Annotated in this window: 22 protein-coding genes; 6 read left to right on the top strand and 16 right to left on the bottom strand. The window is 38.7% G+C overall.

Features of this window, described 5'->3' with window-relative positions; translation table 11 throughout:
- Nucleotides 1-57: 57 nt before the first annotated feature.
- The 12 genes from AAC026_RS00465 to AAC026_RS00410 all read right to left on the bottom strand — a co-directional run bounded on the left by AAC026_RS00465 (nucleotide 58) and on the right by AAC026_RS00410 (nucleotide 9,328).
- On the bottom strand, nucleotides 58-867 hold the full coding sequence (locus AAC026_RS00465) for a cytochrome c (RefSeq protein WP_339694009.1): 810 nt from the start codon (nucleotides 865-867) through the stop codon (nucleotides 58-60).
- 61 nt (nucleotides 868-928) lie between these two features.
- Complete coding sequence (locus AAC026_RS00460) at nucleotides 929-1,306, bottom strand: DoxX family protein (RefSeq protein ID WP_339694007.1); 378 nt, start codon at nucleotides 1,304-1,306, stop codon at nucleotides 929-931.
- Between the two features lie 114 nt (nucleotides 1,307-1,420).
- Nucleotides 1,421-2,140: a LytTR family DNA-binding domain-containing protein gene (locus AAC026_RS00455; protein WP_339694004.1), complete on the bottom strand. Its 720-nt coding sequence runs from the start codon at nucleotides 2,138-2,140 to the stop codon at nucleotides 1,421-1,423.
- Nucleotides 2,137-3,177 carry a histidine kinase gene (locus tag AAC026_RS00450; RefSeq protein WP_339694001.1) on the bottom strand — a complete coding sequence of 347 codons (1,041 nt, stop codon included), beginning with the start codon at nucleotides 3,175-3,177 and terminating at the stop codon, nucleotides 2,137-2,139. Before AAC026_RS00450 ends, AAC026_RS00455 begins: the two co-directional genes overlap by 4 nt.
- Nucleotides 3,178-3,240: 63 nt before the next feature.
- Complete coding sequence (locus AAC026_RS00445) at nucleotides 3,241-4,119, bottom strand: alpha/beta hydrolase (protein ID WP_339693998.1); 879 nt, start codon at nucleotides 4,117-4,119, stop codon at nucleotides 3,241-3,243.
- Between the two features lie 383 nt (nucleotides 4,120-4,502).
- On the bottom strand, nucleotides 4,503-4,937 hold the full coding sequence (locus AAC026_RS00440; RefSeq protein ID WP_339693995.1) for a PaaI family thioesterase: 435 nt from the start codon (nucleotides 4,935-4,937) through the stop codon (nucleotides 4,503-4,505).
- On the bottom strand, nucleotides 4,930-5,412 hold the full coding sequence (locus AAC026_RS00435; protein ID WP_339693992.1) for a hypothetical protein: 483 nt from the start codon (nucleotides 5,410-5,412) through the stop codon (nucleotides 4,930-4,932). The genes AAC026_RS00440 and AAC026_RS00435 overlap by 8 nt, the downstream gene beginning before the upstream one ends.
- Nucleotides 5,413-5,421: 9 nt before the next feature.
- Nucleotides 5,422-6,048, bottom strand: a complete 627-nt coding sequence (locus tag AAC026_RS00430; RefSeq protein ID WP_339693989.1) for a nucleotidyl transferase AbiEii/AbiGii toxin family protein — start codon at nucleotides 6,046-6,048, stop codon at nucleotides 5,422-5,424.
- On the bottom strand, nucleotides 6,003-6,287 hold the full coding sequence (locus AAC026_RS00425) for a hypothetical protein (RefSeq protein ID WP_339607004.1): 285 nt from the start codon (nucleotides 6,285-6,287) through the stop codon (nucleotides 6,003-6,005). Before AAC026_RS00425 ends, AAC026_RS00430 begins: the two co-directional genes overlap by 46 nt.
- A 199-nt stretch (nucleotides 6,288-6,486) precedes the next feature.
- A complete protein-coding gene (gene pruA / locus AAC026_RS00420) occupies nucleotides 6,487-8,115 on the bottom strand; it encodes an L-glutamate gamma-semialdehyde dehydrogenase (protein WP_339693987.1) in 1,629 nt (542 codons plus the stop codon).
- Between the two features lie 108 nt (nucleotides 8,116-8,223).
- Entirely contained in the window at nucleotides 8,224-8,919 is a 696-nt protein-coding gene (locus AAC026_RS00415; protein WP_339693985.1) for a YjjG family noncanonical pyrimidine nucleotidase, read from the bottom strand.
- A 25-nt stretch (nucleotides 8,920-8,944) separates the two neighbouring features.
- Complete coding sequence (locus tag AAC026_RS00410; protein WP_068409838.1) at nucleotides 8,945-9,328, bottom strand: metalloregulator ArsR/SmtB family transcription factor; 384 nt, start codon at nucleotides 9,326-9,328, stop codon at nucleotides 8,945-8,947.
- Nucleotides 9,329-9,549: 221 nt separating this feature from the next.
- Between AAC026_RS00410 and AAC026_RS00405 the strand changes: the two genes are divergently transcribed.
- The gene (locus tag AAC026_RS00405; protein WP_339607001.1) at nucleotides 9,550-10,191 is read left to right on the top strand and encodes a carboxypeptidase-like regulatory domain-containing protein; all 642 of its coding nucleotides are present in this window, start codon (nucleotides 9,550-9,552) and stop codon (nucleotides 10,189-10,191) included.
- A gap of 3 nt (nucleotides 10,192-10,194) precedes the next feature.
- Here the strand turns inward: AAC026_RS00405 and AAC026_RS00400 are convergent, their stop codons facing one another.
- Nucleotides 10,195-10,932, bottom strand: coding sequence for a DUF6503 family protein (locus AAC026_RS00400; RefSeq protein ID WP_339693983.1), 738 nt, complete (start codon nucleotides 10,930-10,932; stop codon nucleotides 10,195-10,197).
- Nucleotides 10,933-11,022: 90 nt separating this feature from the next.
- Between AAC026_RS00400 and AAC026_RS00395 the strand changes: the two genes are divergently transcribed.
- From AAC026_RS00395 to AAC026_RS00385, 3 genes are read left to right on the top strand one after another with little or no spacing between them, the layout of a single operon-like run.
- Nucleotides 11,023-11,739, top strand: a complete 717-nt coding sequence (locus AAC026_RS00395) for a type II CAAX endopeptidase family protein (RefSeq protein WP_339606999.1) — start codon at nucleotides 11,023-11,025, stop codon at nucleotides 11,737-11,739.
- On the top strand, nucleotides 11,739-12,728 hold the full coding sequence (locus AAC026_RS00390; protein WP_339693981.1) for an SDR family oxidoreductase: 990 nt from the start codon (nucleotides 11,739-11,741) through the stop codon (nucleotides 12,726-12,728). Before AAC026_RS00395 ends, AAC026_RS00390 begins: the two co-directional genes overlap by 1 nt.
- The gene (locus AAC026_RS00385; protein ID WP_339693978.1) at nucleotides 12,725-13,525 is read left to right on the top strand and encodes an SDR family NAD(P)-dependent oxidoreductase; all 801 of its coding nucleotides are present in this window, start codon (nucleotides 12,725-12,727) and stop codon (nucleotides 13,523-13,525) included. Before AAC026_RS00390 ends, AAC026_RS00385 begins: the two co-directional genes overlap by 4 nt.
- A 69-nt stretch (nucleotides 13,526-13,594) precedes the next feature.
- Here AAC026_RS00385 and AAC026_RS00380 read toward each other — a convergent pair whose 3' ends face one another.
- The 3 genes from AAC026_RS00380 to AAC026_RS00370 all read right to left on the bottom strand — a co-directional run bounded on the left by AAC026_RS00380 (nucleotide 13,595) and on the right by AAC026_RS00370 (nucleotide 15,313).
- Entirely contained in the window at nucleotides 13,595-14,323 is a 729-nt protein-coding gene (locus tag AAC026_RS00380) for a pentapeptide repeat-containing protein (protein ID WP_339693975.1), read from the bottom strand.
- Nucleotides 14,324-14,554: 231 nt separating this feature from the next.
- On the bottom strand, nucleotides 14,555-15,058 hold the full coding sequence (locus tag AAC026_RS00375) for a DUF4920 domain-containing protein (protein WP_339693972.1): 504 nt from the start codon (nucleotides 15,056-15,058) through the stop codon (nucleotides 14,555-14,557).
- Nucleotides 15,059-15,118: 60 nt separating this feature from the next.
- A complete protein-coding gene (locus tag AAC026_RS00370; RefSeq protein ID WP_339606858.1) occupies nucleotides 15,119-15,313 on the bottom strand; it encodes a helix-turn-helix transcriptional regulator in 195 nt (64 codons plus the stop codon).
- 465 nt (nucleotides 15,314-15,778) lie between these two features.
- On the opposite strand from AAC026_RS00370, the gene AAC026_RS00365 reads away from it, so the two are divergent.
- Together AAC026_RS00365 and pafA are read left to right on the top strand one after the other, a co-directional pair.
- Nucleotides 15,779-18,421: a WG repeat-containing protein gene (locus AAC026_RS00365; protein WP_339693970.1), complete on the top strand. Its 2,643-nt coding sequence runs from the start codon at nucleotides 15,779-15,781 to the stop codon at nucleotides 18,419-18,421.
- Nucleotides 18,422-18,433: 12 nt separating this feature from the next.
- The gene (gene pafA / locus AAC026_RS00360) at nucleotides 18,434-20,065 is read left to right on the top strand and encodes an alkaline phosphatase PafA (protein WP_339693968.1); all 1,632 of its coding nucleotides are present in this window, start codon (nucleotides 18,434-18,436) and stop codon (nucleotides 20,063-20,065) included.
- Nucleotides 20,066-20,159 lie beyond the last annotated feature (94 nt).

Below are 20,159 nucleotides of genomic sequence, written 5' to 3'. Positions count from 1 at the left end.
TGAAGTAATGATTGAGCTAAACTAAAGAAATGCTAATCATTTAATGTACTAGCTGATTTACTTCTCTAAAGCCTCTGTGAATATGATTAGGTCTTCAATTTCTTCTTTTGAATACTGATAAACAGGATGTTTCATCTCAGAGTATTCATAAAATAGCTTGGCTGCCTTTTCGTTTGTTTTAATCAATTGAGTAGGGTTTTGAATCCAGCCAACAAACCATTCTCTATTAGTTCTTTGTACAATATTTCTGAGGTGAGGGCCTACCAGTTTGATATCCAAGGCATGACAGACATTACAGTTTGTATTAAAAAGTTGTTTACCCTTAGAAAAACCTTGTATGAATTTCTCTCCAAGTGGCTTCGTTGTTCTGCCATTTCGCCCAGAGATTTTCAGAGTGCTGAAAATATCAAAAGCTAGTTCTTTATGTAAGGTAGAAGAGAAAACGGTTAATTTGTTATCTTCGTTAGCTTTGGGAATATGAACACCTGCTCCACCTGTTTTAGAAAATACGGTAATTGCAGGAACTCCATTAATTGTGTCATAACTACGGATAAAACCTTGTTCATCAAGCTCATTAGAATACCAGCCATAATCAAAATAGAATGTGTCGATTTTGTTAGTAATCAGACCAACATAAGAGTCTATGCCTTGCTCTTTAATATATTTAAATTCAGAGGGGGTCTCTATTGAGAAAGCCCCCAAATCAATTTTATGCCACCGATTTCCAATATTGGTATAGATGACTTCCGAATCTCTTTTTTTAGATAAAAAATCAGGAGTAGTGACCATCAATGCAATCATTATGGACAAAACAATAACTGCTAGAAGTGTGATGTTTTGTGAGTGAATGATCCCTCTAGCTTCCATAAATCTAAATCTCAATTTAACTGATTAAATATATTGACGATTTGAGCAAGTCAGATGCGATTTATTTAATCATTGGCATATACTTCGCTCTGTTTTCAAAAATCACCCAAAGGTTTACAACCAAGAAGGCAAGGGCCATTGGTAATCCAGATGGGGCATCAATAATATGGGTTAACATAATCCCGACCATTACTGGAAAAATGACTATTGCACCTAAAGCTCTATACTTTGGAATTATAAAGAGGATTCCGCCTAATATTTCAACAACGGCAACAAGCGGCATTAGCCAACTTATCTCCATCATGGCACCCATTATTTTTATCATGTTTTCGGGTAGGTCATCTGGTACAGGCATGTAATTGAAAAACTTGTTTAAGCCGGCATTAATAAACATTAACCCAAAGAGTATGCAGAGAACGAGAAGTATTTTCTTTTTCATGGTTTAGGAGTTTTAAGGTTTAAGTCATTGAATATCAAAATTTTTCAACTCAATTTGAAATATATTTTGATCAACTCTTCGCCTTCACCAGTGGTGCTCAACCTTGAAAGATTACTAAAAGCTCATTACCTCCCTAAACTTGATGCTTTGTCTGCGAGAAACTTCAATCTCTTCCCCATCCTTTAAATAGACTTTGAGTGTACCGCTAAACCAAGGCTCAATACGCTGAATGTATTTTAGATTGATGATTTGTTGACGATTGGCCCTAAAGAAAACCTCTGGGTCTAACCGAGATTCCATATAATTGAGCGACCGCGGAATCATTGGTTTTTGGTCTTTAAAGAAAATACGGGTATAGCTGCCCATGATTTCAAGGATTCGAATTTCCGCTAAATCTACAAACCAACAGGTTTCGCCATCCTTTACAAAAACCTGATTGTTCAAGCTCAATACATTTTTGTCTTTTGCATCTGATGCCCGCTTTCTAATTTTTGAAGCGGCCTTTTCTAATGCCAAGGCCAAACGGTCGTCTTTGATGGGTTTCTGAAGGTAATCGAGTGCGTTATGATCAAAAGCCTTCATGGCATAATGATCGAAGGCTGTGGTGAAAATAACCTCTGGGGAATCTTCCAATTCCTGAAGCAGTTCAAAACCATCTTTTCCTGGCATTTGGATGTCTAGAAAAAGCAATTCAGGTTTTAGGTCAAGAATTTTTTCTATTGCTTCATCAGCATTTTCGGCTTCGCCAATTACTTGAACATCATCTCTGTGTTTGAGCAAGTGCTTAAGTTCTTGTCTTGCCAAATTTGAATCATCTATAATTAGAGCTTTCATGACAATGGAATTTTGAGCGATGCGGTTACGGTATTTTCAGATGAGTTTTCAACTTTGAGTTCGGCAAAATGGCCAAACAGAATTTTTAAACGTTCGATCAGGTTTTTCAGCCCAATTCCCTCGCGTTTACTTTTTTCCTTGAGCTGGCCGTTATTGCAAACTTCAATTCTCAAGTGGTCATTTTCAAGTACCGACCTGATCAAAATATTTCCCCCGGTTGTCATTTGAGAAACCCCATGTTTAATGGCATTTTCAACCAAAAGCTGAATGGCCATTGGAGGAATTTTGATATCCAAACTGCTGTCATCTATTTCAAAAGCATAAGTCAATCGGTCGTTAAACTGAATGGATTCCAATTGCAAATAATCTTTCACAATAGCCACTTCCTGCCCCAGCGTTACTTTTTCGGCTGCGTTAAATTGGATGGAATAACGCAAGAGTTCCGAAATGTGGGTAACCATAGAACGCGCCTTTTCAGGGTCGGAAAGAATAAGTGATCTGATGTTGTTCAGCGCATTAAACAGAAAATGAGGGTTGATCTGATTTTTTAAAATGGCCAGTTCCGCTTCTTGCAAAGCTGTAGTAAGTTCAAGTTTTTCAATCTCGCTTCTTCGGTTGCGTTGAATAAAGTGGTAAGCAAAATAGAGGGTTGCCCAGCTGGCCATTACAATGGTGACACTTCCTGCATAACCAACAAAATTTACCCAACTGAAAGCGGCAATATTATTTAAGGGGAGTAAATAGTAAATAAGTAAATGGATGAAAGATTGGGCTAAAAAAGCCACTACGATAACACCTAAAATCAATTTTGGGATTAAGGATTTCAGTGCTAATCGTGTCCAATCATTCTTTTTTATAAACGTTCGGAATAAGTGAGAGAAAGAGATCAAACAAACTCCAATAATCAGCTGTAGCTTTAATGTGTCGGGGGTTATGCTCTCTGTTCCGCCAAAAACATACATCATGCCTACAGAAAACAAAGTGTAAATGGCCCAGCCAAAAGATTGGCAGAGCCAATAGAGTGTCGATTGCTTCATTTTTTTTCAATTGAAAGAATGGTATAAGAGTCACTGGCTCTTATACCATTCTGCTAAGCTAATTTATAAGAACTTTTTCAACCAATTTTGAAAGAATTCAGGATCATCCCACATGATAAAATGATTTCCAATGTCGGTCATATCTACTTTCACTCCTTTTAAGTTAGCGTATTGGTCTGTGTAAAGTTTTAAAGTGCTTTCTCGGGTTGAACCAAATGATTTGTAAGCTACCCAAGCCCCCAGTACTAATGTTGGTACTTTGATTTTGTCAAGCTCGCCTCTTATATCTGTGGTGTACATTTCATACATCGACTCGCCTACAGTTTCTTGATCGCTGTCAATGGCCCATTGTGTAGCAATTTCAATTTGCGCAGGATCATTAATCATACTTGTGAGCATTTGGCGCTGGTAGGCTTTTCTTCCTTCAAGTGGTTGATTGGCAGAAGCTACAACTTGAGTTTTCATAGATTTCGCCATGGGCTTGGCCTCCTCTGCTGTCATGCCGGGCATCATTACGCCTGTCATAAAAGGTAGCGCATCTACAATTACTAGTTTTGAAGGAAGATCAGGATTGGCTATTCCGATGTTCAATGCTAAAAAGCCACCCAAGCTATGACCAATAATGATGGGCTTTTTCAACTTTTCTTTCTGGATGTATTTAACTACTTCGTCTTTCATTTTGGCCAAGTACTTTCCTTCATGATCAGCAAGGGGTGCATTGCCAGCAAAGCCCGGTAGCGTAATGATGTGGTACTCGAAGTTTGCATCTAAGGCTTCGATGGTAGAATCCCATACTTCGCCAGAGCAAGTAAGCCCAGGAATAAGCACGACAGGCTGACCTTTGCCCACTACGCGAATGTTTAAGCCCAGCTCTTGTGATTTCAGATGAAAACTGATAATGCTTAATAAGGTGACCAGAATTGTTGTTTTGAATTTTCTCATGTCTTCTAAATTTTGTTGTGCCCAAAAGTACATGGGCTACATGCCCTTTTTGAAGACATTTAAGGGAGCGGAAGAAAATCCTCGGGAGTGGAATGACTAAAAAATACCGTCACTCTGAGTTTTCGACTGAAGGAAGAAAGCGAAAGAGTCTGTCCTTTTTATGAGCCATACTATTGGTAACAGCTTTCCCCCTCAACCGAAAGAAGTCAAATAAAAATACGAAGGACTACTGGAGGGGGCTAGGGGGAGGAATTCACAGATGCTAAAGGCAAATAATTGAAGAGAAAATCCCCCACCAACCGCCCCCGAGGGCGGACATCACTGCTAAAAGCAAAGCGAATTACTTTTATATGAACTCAACTTGAAAAAATGAACTATAAATCTCAGCCAGGCAACTCTTCCAACCTCTTCGGCCCCCTCACAAAAACACCTTCGCCATGGGCAACAAGTTTTCCTTCTTGGTTATAGATTTCAGAACTGCTGATAATTTCCTTTTCGTTAACGGAAATCACTTTTCCAATGGCCGTTAAGCGGTCTTCGAAAACAGGGCGTCTGAAGTGGATGGTGTAGGATTTTGTAAGTAGAAAGAAGGTTTTCTCTACAGAAGCCGAAGCAAAATAGGCGGAGTCATCTAGCAGTTTGAAGTAGATGGCGCCATGCATGGCATTGGCCGCATGAAAATATTGGCTGCCAATGGTGAGTTCCAAAGTAGCTTCACGGTCAATCACCTTCAATTCGGAACCAGCGAAAATCCCTTGGTTTAAAGGGGCAGAATCAAATAGTCGTTCTAATCGCCTATAGTGTTCTAGGTCATTCATAATCTGGAATAAGCTCGAACTGAATAAGATGATGTTTGATGTGCTTTTTATGGCAGAGCAGCCATTCCTGAGCCGTTAAAGGGCCGCCATATGGATGATTAGCCATAAACTCGGGCTGGGCTTCACAAAATTTCAAGAAGGTTTCTGTTTCTGCAAAGAACTTCTGTTTGGCCTCTTCAAGGTCAGCGAATCTTAGTGGCTGAAGGTCGCTTTTACCATTGGGTGCTAGCACATTTCTACGCATGGGGCTGTCCTTCATTAAGTATTCTTTCAGCTTAGGCCAATCTTCTTCTTTTGAAACTATAGGAACGCTAAATCGACCCATTGATAGTTTATACACCACAATTAGGTGCTCTACCATATGTTGAGGTGTCATCATTCCCCAAAGGGGTTTTTGCTCAGCGGTGAGTTGTGCTAAACGTTTAGGTACCGTGGTGCTCAAGTAAGTTTCTACTTCTTTTCTGTTTTGTTCCATAAGGTTGTTTTACTCTTTTGTTTTCGTTTGATTTTCAACCGTCTGACTAATTCCATCTTTCACATTTTCCCAAGACGTATCATTCAATATCACAGGACTCGGTTCCTCTTCCGCATCTTGAAAATAGGTCATGGATTTGAGTACATAGAAGTAATTGTCTTCGCTATACTTTTGGCCATAAAAAGCGAGAAGCTGGGAGAGTGAGTAATGATTCAATAACTCAATCAAGTCAAAGAAATCTTTTTTACTTCCCCGCTGTGCTACTGCGGAAAGCCTCATGGCTGCAATATCTTGGGTACTCAGAAAACGGACGGATTCTATAATTTCAGGCGGTTCCAATAACGCGTATTGATGTGAAAGAACATCAACCTTGACCCCTTGAATGGACAGACTTAAGGAGTTTCTGTTCATGTTTAAAACAGATACATCTTTAAGTTGGTGGCGGATGACTGAAATTACTTCTTCTGTATCGAAAGGCTGCCTAGTAAATAAATCAAGGTCGACAGAAATTCTGTGACCAAATTTTAAGGCTAGGGCCGTACCACCACCTAATGAAAAGTCTTGAAGTGAATCAATCCCTTGCAGGTCAATTAGTAATTCCAGTGTTGCGGTGTCGACTGTTTTTCTTTGAAGCATCTGAATTGCTCTTGGTCTAGATTAAAATAAACACAGCAGAACGAAAGGGTTTTATTATCGAGGTAACGCGTATTGACGAGCTGTTCTTGGCAAACTTCTTTTCCATAATAAGTAACTACAGCCCAAAAATCATCCATTGTGCCCTTCATAAATACTCGAGGAATAATAAACGATTTATGCTGGTCGTATGAAACCGTTTTCTGATCTACATCCCAAAACAAGTGACTACTTAATTCCATTTTAAAAGCTGCTATCAAGTATAACTCGATCGTTTAATTCGTTCAACTCTCAATTTATTAACTAATTTCTTTTCAAATGGTATTTATTAAAAATCGGAGAGAATATTTCGGTCGTACCTATAAAGAATGTGTTACAAATCGCACACCCTAAAAACTAAAAAGGCCTCATTTGAGGCCTTTTTAGTTAGTTATTTAAGAATTACTCTCCCAAGAACGGGTATCTGTAATCTGTTGGCGTTACAAAAGTTTCTTTGATCAAACGCGGAGAAACCCAACGCAACAAGTTGATCATTGATCCTGCTTTGTCGTTTGTACCAGAACCTCTAGCGCCACCAAATGGCTGCTGTCCTACAACAGCACCTGTTGGTTTATCATTAATGTAGAAGTTACCTGCAGAGTTTTCTAAGGCATTAATACCTACCTCAAGTGCATATCTGTCGGCAGAGAAAAGCGCACCCGTTAAAGCATAAGGCGAAGTGTTATCTACCAATTCTAAAGTAGCTTCGTAATCATTTGGCTCGTAAACATAAATTGTAATTACTGGGCCGAAGATCTCTTCGCACATGGTAGTGTACTTAGGGTCTGTAGTTAACAATACAGTTGGCTCAATAAAGTAACCTTTCGATTTGTCGTAACCACCACCAGTGATTACTTCTACTTTATCGCTTGCTTTTGCATCGTCAATGTACTTAGCAATTTTATCGAATGATCTTTCGTCAATAACAGCGTTAATGAAGTTGCTGAAATCTTCGGTACCACCCATTTTGAACGACTTCAAATCTTCAATTACATAGTTCTTCACATCTTCCCAAAGGTTAGAAGGAATGTACGCACGTGACGCAGCAGAACATTTCTGGCCTTGGAATTCGAATGCGCCTCTAGAAATAGCAGTCGCCACTTCTTTTGCTTTAGACGAATGATGAACCATGATAAAATCTTTACCACCAGTTTCGCCTACAATTCTTGGGTAAGAACGGTACTTATGAATGTTGTTTCCTATGGTTTTCCATATGTTTTGGAATACTCCTGTACTACCAGTAAAGTGAATTCCACCAAAATCTTTGTGTTCGAAAATCACGCTTCCAGCCGTTGGGCCGTCTACAAAGAAAAGGTTGATTACCCCATCAGGAACACCCGCTTCGCGGAACACTTCCATCAATACATGAGCAGAGTAAATCTGTGTGTTTGAAGGCTTCCAAACTACAGTGTTACCCATCATGGCTGGTGCCGCAGGAAGGTTACCTGCTATGGCTGTAAAATTGAATGGAGTTAAGGCAAACACAAAACCTTCTAGTGGTCTTTGTTCTACTCTGTTCCAAATGCCTGGTGCAGAATCTGGCTGCTGCTTGTAAATTTCGGTCATGTACTGCACATTAAACCTTAAGAAATCTACGATTTCGCAAGCCGAATCAATTTCCGCTTGGTAAGCATTTTTAGACTGACCCAGCATGGTTGCTGCGTTTAATTTGTCTCTGTAAGGTCCTGCGATAAGCTCAGCAGCTTTCAAGAAAATACTTGCTCTGTTTTCCCAGCTTGCGTTGGCCCAATCTTTTTTTGCTGCCATGGCAGCGTCAATTGCGGCTGAAACATGCGAGGCATTTCCGTTAGAAAAATGTCCTAAAATATGTTGATGATCATGCGGAGGGCTTAGTGGAGATTTGTCGTCAGTTCTCACTTCTTTTCCCGCAATAAACATCGGGATGTCCACTTGTTTTGAACGCGCTTCGGCAAGAGCTGCTTGCAAGCTTTTACGCTCTGGAGAACCCGGAGCATAGTTTTTTATTGGTTCGTTCTTAGCGGTGGGTACATTGAAGAATCCTGTTGCCATAATTTAATTTTTTTGAATATGTTTTGTGTTTTTCCTCAAAACGTTTGAGGGCCTTAAATTGACTTGGGCAAATATAAGGTTTCGCTTATGGATTAAAAACCCGATTGGCTAGAGTAAGTTCCTTAATTGGCTAAGCATTTGAATCTCGTATGTGGGCGGAAAGTGGCTCGTTTGTTTGGAAGGGTTAAACCAAACATGGTCCATCCCAAAATCTCGAGCTCCCTGAATATCTGATTCAAGGTTGTCGCCAATCATTATGCTTTCATTTAGGGTAGCGCCTGTTCTTTGTAGTGCCTGTTCGAAAATAGGTGCCGAGGGCTTTCTTGAATTCGAGTTTTCAGAGGTAACAATTACATCAAAATAGTGGTCTAATTTGGCGCTTTTCATTTTTATGGTTTGCACATCATCAAAACCATTGGTAATAATGTGTAACTGATATCGCTCTTTTAGATATTCTAAAATATCGTGGGCTCCCTCAAATACAGCTTCTTTAGTGGGGCAAAGCTCTACATATTCAAAATCCAGCTGTTGCGGAACAATGTCGAGCTTGGCTTCTAATCTTTCAAAAATAGTAGCAAACCTTCTTTCTCTAATTTGCTCGCGTTGAATTTGATGTTTATTAAAAAGGCTCCAAAGCTCATTGTTTACATCGAAAAAGTGCTGAACAAAGCTTTGCTTATCGAAATTGGTAATGTGCTCGAATCTATAGTGGTCATAGAGCTCGTGTAGGGCCGTCATGGCATTGGTGTCATAATCCCAAAGGGTATGATCTAAATCAAAGAAAATATGTTGGTAGCGTTCCAAAATAGTGACAAGAAATTAAAGAGAGTTAAATAGACCACCCTTGTTTAGAAATTCTGTTTTCGGCCAGTTCTCTATTCGATTTAAGTATTTCATAAGTCTCCTGATCTTTTTGGAGACGAGTATCCTTATTCAAAAAATTGAAAATCTGAACCATTACAAGCTCCACTTCTTCTCTTATACTATAAAAAACCCACTGGTCGTGCTTTCGGGCATTCACTATGTTCGAATTTTTAAGATAGGTAACGTGTCTAGAAGTTTTGGTCTGGGTGTAGTCCAAAATATGCTCTAAATCAGAAATGGTCATTTCTCCATTTTTTAATAGCAAATGTAAAATTCTTACCCGGGCTTCATCCGATAAAGATTTGAAAATTTGCGCCCCAAATGGCAGACTAAAATTTTTGAGTTTCATGAAATTGACTTTGCTTCCGCTGGTTTGAAATACTTATTGCTAAGGGGTTTTCCCAAAGGAAGTTAGGGGTTAATTATTGTTAAATTGGGAAGAATAATTGGTTTAAGCCAACACAATTCCCCTTTTTGATTGTTAATATTGCGAAGCGGAAAAATAATAAGTTCTATCTTCTTATCTTTAAGTCTGAGTTCACGTAGAACAAAATCAAAAGCACAAGTATATTGAAACAAACTGTAATCACATATTCTCTACGCGCCATTGTGCTCTGTGCTTTTCTTTTTTGTGGTACACAAAAGAGTTTTGCACAAAACAATAGCTCTAATGTAGTTCAGCTTTCAGGACTTGTAATGAATGCTGATAGCACTGAAACGGTTTTTGGAGTTCATATTTTTGACTTAGAAAGAGGCCGAGGAACAGTGTCAGATTATAGAGGCTGGTTTAGTAAAGCGTTTTATGCTGGCGATACTTTGATTTTCACATCTATTGGTTTTAAGGATAGAAAAATAGTTGTTCCCGATTCGGTGGGTGATCAATATACAATTATAGTGGCCATGGAAGAAGAGGTAACCCAGTTGGCCGATGTGGAGGTAAACCGTTTTCCAACTGAGGAAATGTTTAAAGAAGCATTTCTAGCAATGAATTTGAGTGATGAACAAGAAAGTGTATTGAATGCATTTGCACCTGATGCTGTTCAGCGAATGGTGTTAACAATGCCAGTTGGTGGTAGCCCAGATGCCAATTATCGGTATATGATGAATCAACAGTATAACCAAATGCAATACCGTTCGGGACCGACATCAAATCCCCTTCTGAACCCTTTTGCTTGGGCTAAATTTATCAATTCGCTTAAAAAGAAGAAGTAGTCTTTAGTTCCTAGTTAGTTTAAGGCTAATAAACCTATCTGTGCCCAACCAGCGATTTTCTTTATTAGTATACCAAGCTCTGTGCATCGGAACTCTCATTCCGTTCTGAATTTCCAAGCCTTCTATAAGAATATACTCTCCATCGTTCTCGGCTTCTTTGTGGTAAAAGCGGTAACCCTCCAGCGCATAAGTATTTGGGTTGAAATAAAAATACCAAGTGTCTGAACCCACACTTTTATCATAAGTAACCTTTAGGGCTAAAACGGGCTTTCCATTAAAAGTAGTACTCTGAATAGTGGGGTCAATGTTTGTCCCTTTATCGGTTAATTTCATAGGTAAGCCATACAAATAGCTATAGTAATTTCTCCATCTTCTGGCCCTGTCAGGGCTTAGTTGTAATGTATCAACTCGTATAGAATCGGTAATTATTCTATAGTCCATAAATGATTCGGTAGAGTCTTTTCCATCTACTTTCCAAGTAAATAGGTGGTTGTTCTTTACAAACGATAGTTCAAAAACTCCTTTTTGATTATCGATAATTACATGTGAAGGGCGAACAGAGCCGTTTGGCATTTCTTGATCAAGTACCAATTCCATTTTTATACTTTGCCATTGCCCGCTTGGATCGTGAAAAGCAATGCTTCGGCTAAGCAGCTCTTGACCAGAAATTTGCTCTTCTTGGGCATTCAGTACCAAAGAAGATAAAAGTAGAAGAATGATTGATGTAAAGTAGCGGCCCATAATGTTAAATGATGTTGAATTTAAACGGTTCTACACGTAAATGTAAGAGATGTTCTTATTTTTGCAACCTGACTCAACGGTAGCAACAGCATGCAAATTCCAATTTGGGACCCTTCATTTTTAGAACCGATTTTAGCAATTGGCTTGTTAACACTAGGGTTCAGCATTTATCACTTCGTTTCAATTTCCCCTAAAGTAAAACAGAGGTTTACTAATAAATATGGGGAAGTAAGAGGTAACACCAAAGCACAGTGGTATTTCCGTTATTTAGGCGCCATGACTATCGGTATAATTCCAGCTATTTTAATGATGGCAATTTTAGGCAAAACTCCAGCCGAATACGGAGTAGCATTTAAGAATCACGCCACGTCTCTTTATTGGATTTTGGGTTTAGCAGCCGTTATTATCCCCATGAATTTCTTCAACTCTAAGAAAGAAAAAAACTTGGCCTTTTACCCTAATGTAAGAGAAAAGGAATGGACAAAAGCGATGGTGGCGAAAAATGCCTTCACTTGGGTCTCTTACCTATTTGGTTATGAATTGATGTTCAGAGGACTCTTACTTTTTGCTACAGTTCCTTTGTTGGGCGAATGGCCTGCCATTGTATTGAATGCTGCGCTATATGCATTAGTTCATGTTCCAAAAAATTTAGAAGAAACTATTGGGGCTGTTCCATTGGGCGTATTGCTCTGCCTCATTACCTTAACAACAGGAACGATTTGGGTGGCCTTTTTCGTTCATATCACTTTGGCGCTGTCCAACTTTTTCTTTTCGCTAAGGCATCACCCTGACATGAAAGTTATTTAATGAGCAAAAAAATATTTATCACCGGAAGTACAGGTTTTATAGGCCAAAAACTGACACGTGCTTTGGCAGATCAAGGGCACAGTGTAACCGCTCTGGTTCGGTCAAAAGCAAAAGCACAAACCTTGGTTCACCCAAATATTGAAACGGTAGAAGGAGATTTGTTTCATACCGATGCCTTAGAAAGAGGGATGGAAAACTGCGATGAAGTTTATCATTTGGCTGCTTTTGCCAGCGTTTGGGCTAAAGACGACACCTTTAAAAGAGTGAATATTGATGGCACCACAAATATTTTAGATGCTGCCAAAAAACAAGGGGTTTCTAAGGTAGTAGTTACCTCTACCGCAGGCGTAATTGGCCCAGCCATTGACGGACCAGTAAATGAAAATACACCACGACAAGTGGATTTTTTTACCGATTACGAAAGTACCAAGTACGAATCGGAAGAGCAGATGCGCCAACGGGCTGCCAATGGGCAACATATCGTTATTGTAAATCCAACTAGGGTATATGGTCCCGGACCTCTCAATGTGAGTAATTCTGTTACCAAATTAGTAAAACAATACATTGACGGTAAGTGGAAATTTATGCCAGGAGATGGGCTGAGCACGGGTAACTATGTGTATGTAGAAGATGTGATTCGAGGACACATGCTCGCCATGGAAAATGGAAAATCGGGAGAACGTTATCTTCTTGGGGGTGAAGATGCCACGTATCATGAACTCTTTGATATGATCGCTATAGTAGGCGGTAAAAAATATAAGTTATATAAAATGCCGCTGGGAGTTATGCTTACCTTCGGTAAAGTTCAGTTATTTTTAGCTGACAATTTTGGTAGACAACCTATGATTACTCCAGGATGGGTAAGAAAGTACCTGTATAAATGGAGCGTTTCTAGTGAAAAGGCTCAAAAAGAACTTGGCTACCAAATTACCCCATTGATGAGCGGAATTCAGCAGACGGTAGATTGGTTAAGAACAGACAATAAATGACAAACTCGAAAAAATTCGCATTGGTAACAGGTTCTAGTAATGGCATTGGTCGTGCTATTGCAGAAAACTGTGCTGCTAGAGGGCTTAATGTTCTCTTGGTAGCGCTTCCTGAACCTAAGCTTGAAGAAGTAACTAATGCTCTAATTACTCAATACCCAAATCAAGAATTCCATTATTTAGGAGTAAACCTAATGGATGCTGGAGCGCCTCAAGAGGTTTTTCAGTGGTGCCAAAGTAATGGTTTTGTCGTTGATATTTTGGCAAACAATGCTGGCTTGGGTAATTCAGGCGATTTTCTCTCCAAAAAGGCGGAGTTCTATTTTGGGCAAATGCAGCTGAATATGGTGGCCATGGTAATGCTTACCCATCATTTTTTACCCGAAATGCAAAAACTTGATAAGGCCTATATTTTGAATGTAGCCAGTATGGCCTCATATTATGATATCCCATTCAAGGGGATCTATGCGGCCAGTAAGAAGTTCGTAAGCTCGTTTTCTCATTCACTTCGTTATGAACTGAAAGATTCCAACGTTTTTGTTTCCATCCTTTGTCCTGCGGCTGTGCTTACTAATCCTGACGTAATTAAGCGCGATGCAAACATGGGCTTTGTTTCGAAAATAACAAGGCAAACTGCTGAGCAAGTAGCAGAATATGCCTTGAGCCGAATGTTCAATAGAAAACCCGTGTCGATACCAGGCGTTTTCCCTAAGTTTTACAGAACCTTGGGTAGGGTAATTCCGCACCGAATGCAATTACGAATGCTGGCGAATGCCTTTATTAAGCAGTCGAGAGAATAAGAAAGAATGGAGCATAAAAAAGGCAGCCGTTGGGCTGCCTTTTTTATGCTGTTAAACTACTGTGACCAATCAGTTGTCTAGCATATTTTTTGAGAACTTTCGACCATTAATGTCTGTGTATTTAGAGTCAATATCCCAGCGTACGTATAAATCGCTGATATCGAAATCCCCCCTTACTTTAGTGTATTTAATGTCCAACGATCTTTCGAAACGCGCTGAAGCAAGGTTTACTCCATCTCTAAACTCTGTGTACTTGAAAATGGCATTTTCGTCAAATTGAGTATTTGAGAAATCGGCTAGTCTTGAAAACTCAGCATACTTGAAAGTTGATTCGTCTTTAAAGATAGAACCTGCAAATGAGGCTTCACGCTCAAATTCTGAATATTTGAACATAGCGTCACGTTCAAATTTACAATTTTTGAAAACTACATCCTCTTCAAAATCAGCTGTAAAAGTGTATTCAGATCTGTCATCGTGAAAGTAAGCGATCACATCATTCTCAAAAACTACATTCTCGAAAGTGATTTTGCTTTTGATCAATTCGTTAACAGTGTTGTCTCCGCCATTTCTCCACCAACTTCTTCTGCGAGGTAAATCTGGGGCTTTTTCATCCATATAGGTGAAGTCTAGCGTTCCCGAAACAGTAACATTGGAATACTTAATATCCTCCCTGTTTTTTATTGCTTTCATAATATTCGAAGCCTTTACCGTAGTTTGGGCTTGGGCATTTAGCGAAAATAATGAAACAAGAAGAAAAGCGATAAAGGTAAGTTTGAGTGTGTTTTGTTGTGTTTTCATGTTGTTTTAAGTTTTGACCTTTTAATATAGACTGTTAAACCAAGAATAGGTTACAGTACTTTTAACAGATGCCGAAAAGGAACGAAGGGTTGCGTCACGGCATGTGGTTTTTCGAACCAAAAGAGTTATTGGTTTGAATGGGAATTGAGTTTCAGTACAACCTCACAAAAAAGCCAACCACTTTTCAGTAGTTGGCGTCTAATATTTTTGGAGCTTTAATCCCTAAAGACCCTAAAGACTCTTCTCTTCCGTGTTTAGAATTACAACGCCAGAGGCTTCAAACGCCAATTCGTTTTTATCTTCAGTAATAGCGGCAATTTCTTCAACGCTTTTGCCAGCATCTTCAGCATAATGCTTTAAGGTTGCTACATCGGTCATCGATTTCTTTACTTTGCCTTCAATTATGGCCCTGTTACCTTCCATTCCTTCTTTAGGAACAAAGAACGCATAGTCTTTAAAAGTAACTCTCATTTCTTCACCAGAAGGGAGAACAAGATTCATCCAGCAGCCTTTCATTGCACAAGTAGCGGTAATTTCGCCTTCCACTTTCACCATAATAGAATCACTCTCATTCAACTGATTCATCATTTCTTCAACCGACACAATGTTTTCATGGTTGATTTTCTCTCCGTAATACCCAACTACAGAAGCTTCATCCCACTTAGCTTGGTCTTTATTTCCAGAGCAGGCAAAAACAAAAAGGGTGGCAAGTATTAGTGCGCTAACTTTTTTCATGATATAAATATTTGCTGCAAAAATAACGACAGATTAGTTAAAGAACAAAGTTGCCGAGCGCTAGGGCTTTGACGGAACCAACAGGTCTCTTACATCTATATCCAACACGTCAGCTATTCTGTATAGAATATGTAAGCTTGGTTGTGTCTTGTTATTTACGTAGTTGGTAGTTACTACATAACTTTTCTCGATTTTGTCGGATAGCCACGCCTGTGTACGGCCTTGCTCCCGAAGAACGGCTTTTATCTTATTCATTTGATTGAGGTTTTTTGGAACTCAGAGAATTCCATACGCAATTTGCTAACTGTTAACGTTAATTCCTCAATACTTTTATATAAATCTTGTTTAAAATTAGAACTTGAACCTTGGCTGATAAGAGAAAGAGTGCTTTTTGTAAAGATCAACCATGTTTGGAACGGTTATTTTGACATTTCGTATGAAAACAAATTTCCGACAAAAAGTGACTATCGGTTTAATTGCTTTCTAAATTTTAAGATGTTGAAAACCAATGCAATATTAAAAATTGGCTTTTGAAGGCAATCTCCGCTTCATTTTATGTAATCTGTTTTTTACGGCCTTTCACATTGCGCCATTTGGTGGCTTATATTATACTTGCTAGGTTCGCAAACCTTAAAACAGAAGTGAATAATATCGAATTGATGGTGAGGTAACTTACCGTATTGAACTGAGGTTTGCTATTTTTGCTTTTCATTGATTACTATGTCAAAAGGGATTCAGCTTTTTATTGGTATTTTCTTCGTTTCTCTATTCACTCTGGAGATTCCTACCCGTGCTTTTCGTTTATACGAAAAGGGAGATACTGAAAAGGCCATAGAAGTGCTGAGTAAATCTTTGGAAAAAGACAGCCTAAATCCAGCAGGTAATTTTTTGTATTCCATGATTTTTGTGGACAGCCTATACAATGGCTATAGCATCGACTCAGCTTATTATTTTGTAAACAAAGCCATCTCCAATTTTAAGGAGGTGAAGGATGCCAAAGACTTAGGAAAACTAAAGGAGGTTGGTGTCGATTCTGTTGCTTTAGAAAAACAGAAGGATAAAATTGACGATTTGAAGTTTAAGGTAATAAAGGCAAAACACACCATTACGGACTACAATTGGTTTCTGAAAAAACATAGTGATGCAATACAAAAAGCAGAGGCCATTCAGCTGAGAGATCATATTGCTTTTGTGGATGCTTTGGAACAGAATACTTGGCAGACTTACTTGGCTTTTATGACCGAATACCCAAAGGCGGAAGACTTTGAAAAGGCGATGCCGCTCTATGAAAAACTGCTTTTTGAAGATAAAACTGCTGATGGCAAATTGGAAAGCTTGACAAGCTTTTTAGAAGAACACCCTGAAACGCCATATCATGAATCGGTAGAAAAAGACATTTACGAAATTGCCACAGCCACCAACTCTATAAAAGACTATACCGATTTTTTAAGAAAATACCCGAACGAGAAATTAATCAAAAAGAGTATTCCACGGCTTTATCACCTGTTTAAAGAAGAATATCCAAATCAAGACTTCTTCAAATACTTTAAATTTCAAACTGCGAAAGATTCAATCGAAAAAGCAGTAAAACTGGAAGGAGGTTTCTGGCTTCCTAAAATTGAAGAAGGCAAAATTAACTTTATAAATGCCACGGCAAGTGTAATGCTTAAGTCAGGTTTCGACAAAGTGGATACTGACTGTCTTTGTACACCTCAGCTCACCGACTTTGTGGTTGGAGAAAAGGACGGACAGCAACAAATCATTGCCCGAAATGGAGCCTTAATTTATCAGGGTGATTTTGTTAAAGCCTCCAATGCTGGCTTTGGCTATATTCTAGTAGAAAATGAATCTGGCTTTAAGCTTATTCATAAATCAGGAGAGGTGATTGTTGAGGAGCCTATGACTTCTATATCCTTACTGAACTCGCACTTCATTAAAACAGAGCAAAATGGTTTTTACGGCCTAACTACGATCAATAAGAAAAGAATATTTAATCATGAGTTTATAGAAATTGATACCATTGGCAATTTTATTTGGCTGCAAAAGGAAGAAGGGATTGCTTTGGTGAAGCCCGAATTATTATTTCCAGCGGTAGATAGTCAGAAAGTCGATCTGGATTTTAAGTATGAAGAGGTAGAACTTTTGGATAATGAGAATTTCTGGGTAGTAAAAAACGGACAAGAAGCCATTTTGGATGCTAGTTTGAAAACAAAAATACCTTTCGGAGCTTATAAAATTTACCCCAAACTGTATGGTTGGCAGTTAAAATCAACCAAAGGAATTCAGCTTATACACAACAAACACTTATCCTTAAAAGACCTCTATTATGAAAGAGTAGTAGAGAACGATCGTTGGCTTGGTTTAAAGAAAGAGGGCAAATGGACTTTATTAGATCAAGCTGGAAAATTTCAGCCCAAGTATAATTATGATTCGCTAGGGCTTTGGGGCGAAAATATAGTGATGCTGAAAAAGGAGGCACAAACTACAGCATTATTTGCCAATGGAAAACAACTGGAGATTAAGAAAGGGTGGGAGCCGAAATTGTTAGTTCCTCAGAATTATATCAGTACAGGAGCAAAGGCCGATTTTGATTTTTTGATGCTTACAGGGCCAAATAGAGTAAGGAAGATCTACAACAGTTTTGGTCGCGAAATTTTGAATACCACTTTGGAAGATGCCGTGGCACTTGGCCCTAATTTAATCCGTTTACAGAAAAAAAATGCAGCACTTACAGATAGTACAGGAAACTACGTTTTGAACTTTATTTATGATGGAATAGGCTCCAACTCAAACGGCTATGTAAGTATTTTAGACAGGGGAAAAGTTGGGGTAATTAATATTGAAAAACAGATTAAGATATCACCAGCTTACGATAAGCTTATTGAGCCTTATTCAGATACCGTTATGGTGGCCACTAAAGGAAAACGAAAGGGCTTTATTTCTACCAAAGGCAAAGAGTTGAGTGCTTTTGATTATGACGAAGTAAAGTATTTCACAGATACAGTTGCTTTGGCGAGAATTGAGAACGAATGGTTTTTGCACGATATCAGAGATGAGTCACTTCCCTATGAAGGCATTTTAAACTTTGAGGTAGTTCAGGATAATTCTGCAGAGAAAAAGCTCTTAATTGCTACAGAAAAAGGAAAGGGAATTTATAGCAATACCCAAGGAGAGATGATTGAGGCAACTTACGATGAAATAAAAGTACTAGGCACAGTAGATGATCCTATTTACTTTGCAGTGAAGATTGTAAGAGAAGCCAACATTTATGTGGTAATCTACTTCGACAAGAATGGTAATAAACTGTTTACACAAACTTTTAAACAGGATGAGTATTTTAAAATAGCTTGCCCTAAAAATTGAAAAAAACTACAAATGAAGAAGTCTTCTTATTTAATTCTAATGCTTGCGTTGCTAACGTCTATGCAATCAAAGGCGCAAAATGTAAACGAAAAACCAAAATTAGTAGTCGGTATTGTTGTCGATCAAATGAAACAAGAATATTTGACCCGATTCTACGGAAATTTTGGAGAAGACGGTTTTAAAAGATTTGTAGAAGAAGGGTTTATGGCCAGAAATGGACATTACAATTACTCTTCAACAAATACGGGCCCTGGTCATGCATCGGTGTATACCGGCACAACCCCAGCAGTACACGGGATTGTAAATAATAGTTGGTATAGCCGTAGTTTAGGTAGAAGCGTTTACTGCGCAGAAGACACCACCGTAGTGGCAGTAGGAGGGACCGCCAAAAACGGGCTTATTTCTCCTATGAATCTTTACTCCACTACAATTACAGACGAACTTAAACTATACACGCAGAAGCAAGGAAAAGTGATTGCAATGTCAATCAAAGACAGAGGGTCAGCCCTTCCAGGAGGTCACTTATCAGATGGTTCTTATTGGTACGATTCAAGTACTGGTGAATTCATGACTTCTACTTATTACATGAAAGATTTACCAAATTGGGTGAAATCATTCAACTCAGCTCAGCATGTAGACAAGTATTTAAATATGACATGGGACACTTTTTTGCCCATCGAAAATTATAAGATTAGCGGCCCAGACAATTCTCAATATGAGTCGGGATTTAGGGGAAAAGACACCCCCACATTTCCTTATAACTTAAAAGAGTTAAGAAAAGACAATGGAAATTTCTCATTGATTTCAAGTACTCCGTTCGGAAATAGCCTTTTAACCGAGTTTGCCATTTCGGCTGTTGATGCTGAAAAGTTAGGGCAAGACAACACTCCTGATTTCTTAGCTGTGAGTTACTCTAGTACCGATTATATAGGTCATAACTTTGGCCCTCAATCTAAAGAGGTTCAAGACACTTATATCCGATTAGATCGTGAACTCGCCAAATTATTTGATGCGCTCGATCAAAAAGTAGGTAAAGGTAATTACAGCGTTTTCTTAACTGCTGACCACGCAGTGGCCGAAAACTCAATCCAAATGAAAGATGATGGCTTTAAAACTGACAACTTCAGTAATAGTAATGCGAGAAAAGCCGTTTCAGCTGCTTTGAGTGCAAAATACGGAGCAAAAGCTTGGATTGAATCTTTTTCTAATAACATCCATTTGAATCATAAATTGATCGAAGCTGAAGGTATTGACCTATATGAAATGCAAAACTTTGTTGCCGCTAAAATGATGGAGCAAAATGGTATTTACATCGCTCTCACTGCTCGTGATTTAGTGACCAACAACTACACTAAAAACATTAAGAACTTATTGCAAAATGCGTATCACACTAAAGAATCAGGTGATGTATTGGTAGTAATGGATCCGGGATGGCAAACTGGGGGTAGCAAAGGTACAGGTCATGGAAATTCATGGACTTATGATACGCACGTACCCATTTTGTTTTACGGTTGGGGAATTAAGAAAGGAAATTCCGTTCGCGAAATTCATATTACTGATATTGCGCCTTCTGTAAGTATGCTATTAAATATGAGACTACCGAATGGTGCTACAGGTACACCAATTATAGAAATGTTTAGGTAAGGATAATTACTAAATTTCTATCTTTATAATTGGCTTCTTCTTCTCAAGAAATTCATGTGTATTTTTTGGAGGAAAGGTCTAACTTGCTATATAC

It is taken from the genome of uncultured Roseivirga sp. (assembly GCF_963973945.1).
GTDB lineage: Bacteria > Bacteroidota > Bacteroidia > Cytophagales > Cyclobacteriaceae > Roseivirga.
The sequence above is the reverse complement of the archived record's forward strand: the minus strand, read 5'-3'. Positions and strand labels throughout refer to the sequence as shown.

What these genes read in the sequence shown, in the direction of transcription:
- AAC026_RS00465 (WP_339694009.1), bottom strand. Translation starts at nt 867, where the DNA reads ATGGAAGCTAGAGGGATCATTCACTCACAAAACATCACACTTCTAGCA.
- AAC026_RS00460 (WP_339694007.1), bottom strand. Translation starts at nt 1,306, where the DNA reads ATGAAAAAGAAAATACTTCTCGTTCTCTGCATACTCTTTGGGTTAATG.
- AAC026_RS00455 (WP_339694004.1), bottom strand. Translation starts at nt 2,140, where the DNA reads ATGAAAGCTCTAATTATAGATGATTCAAATTTGGCAAGACAAGAACTT.
- AAC026_RS00450 (WP_339694001.1), bottom strand. Translation starts at nt 3,177, where the DNA reads ATGAAGCAATCGACACTCTATTGGCTCTGCCAATCTTTTGGCTGGGCC.
- AAC026_RS00445 (WP_339693998.1), bottom strand. Translation starts at nt 4,119, where the DNA reads ATGAGAAAATTCAAAACAACAATTCTGGTCACCTTATTAAGCATTATC.
- AAC026_RS00440 (WP_339693995.1), bottom strand. Translation starts at nt 4,937, where the DNA reads ATGAATGACCTAGAACACTATAGGCGATTAGAACGACTATTTGATTCT.
- AAC026_RS00435 (WP_339693992.1), bottom strand. Translation starts at nt 5,412, where the DNA reads ATGGAACAAAACAGAAAAGAAGTAGAAACTTACTTGAGCACCACGGTA.
- AAC026_RS00430 (WP_339693989.1), bottom strand. Translation starts at nt 6,048, where the DNA reads ATGCTTCAAAGAAAAACAGTCGACACCGCAACACTGGAATTACTAATT.
- AAC026_RS00425 (WP_339607004.1), bottom strand. Translation starts at nt 6,287, where the DNA reads ATGGAATTAAGTAGTCACTTGTTTTGGGATGTAGATCAGAAAACGGTT.
- pruA (WP_339693987.1), bottom strand. Translation starts at nt 8,115, where the DNA reads ATGGCAACAGGATTCTTCAATGTACCCACCGCTAAGAACGAACCAATA.
- AAC026_RS00410 (WP_068409838.1), bottom strand. Translation starts at nt 9,328, where the DNA reads ATGAAACTCAAAAATTTTAGTCTGCCATTTGGGGCGCAAATTTTCAAA.
- AAC026_RS00400 (WP_339693983.1), bottom strand. Translation starts at nt 10,932, where the DNA reads ATGGGCCGCTACTTTACATCAATCATTCTTCTACTTTTATCTTCTTTG.
- AAC026_RS00395 (WP_339606999.1), top strand. Translation starts at nt 11,023, where the DNA reads ATGCAAATTCCAATTTGGGACCCTTCATTTTTAGAACCGATTTTAGCA.
- AAC026_RS00390 (WP_339693981.1), top strand. Translation starts at nt 11,739, where the DNA reads ATGAGCAAAAAAATATTTATCACCGGAAGTACAGGTTTTATAGGCCAA.
- AAC026_RS00385 (WP_339693978.1), top strand. Translation starts at nt 12,725, where the DNA reads ATGACAAACTCGAAAAAATTCGCATTGGTAACAGGTTCTAGTAATGGC.
- AAC026_RS00380 (WP_339693975.1), bottom strand. Translation starts at nt 14,323, where the DNA reads ATGAAAACACAACAAAACACACTCAAACTTACCTTTATCGCTTTTCTT.
- AAC026_RS00375 (WP_339693972.1), bottom strand. Translation starts at nt 15,058, where the DNA reads ATGAAAAAAGTTAGCGCACTAATACTTGCCACCCTTTTTGTTTTTGCC.
- AAC026_RS00370 (WP_339606858.1), bottom strand. Translation starts at nt 15,313, where the DNA reads ATGAATAAGATAAAAGCCGTTCTTCGGGAGCAAGGCCGTACACAGGCG.
- AAC026_RS00365 (WP_339693970.1), top strand. Translation starts at nt 15,779, where the DNA reads ATGTCAAAAGGGATTCAGCTTTTTATTGGTATTTTCTTCGTTTCTCTA.
- pafA (WP_339693968.1), top strand. Translation starts at nt 18,434, where the DNA reads ATGAAGAAGTCTTCTTATTTAATTCTAATGCTTGCGTTGCTAACGTCT.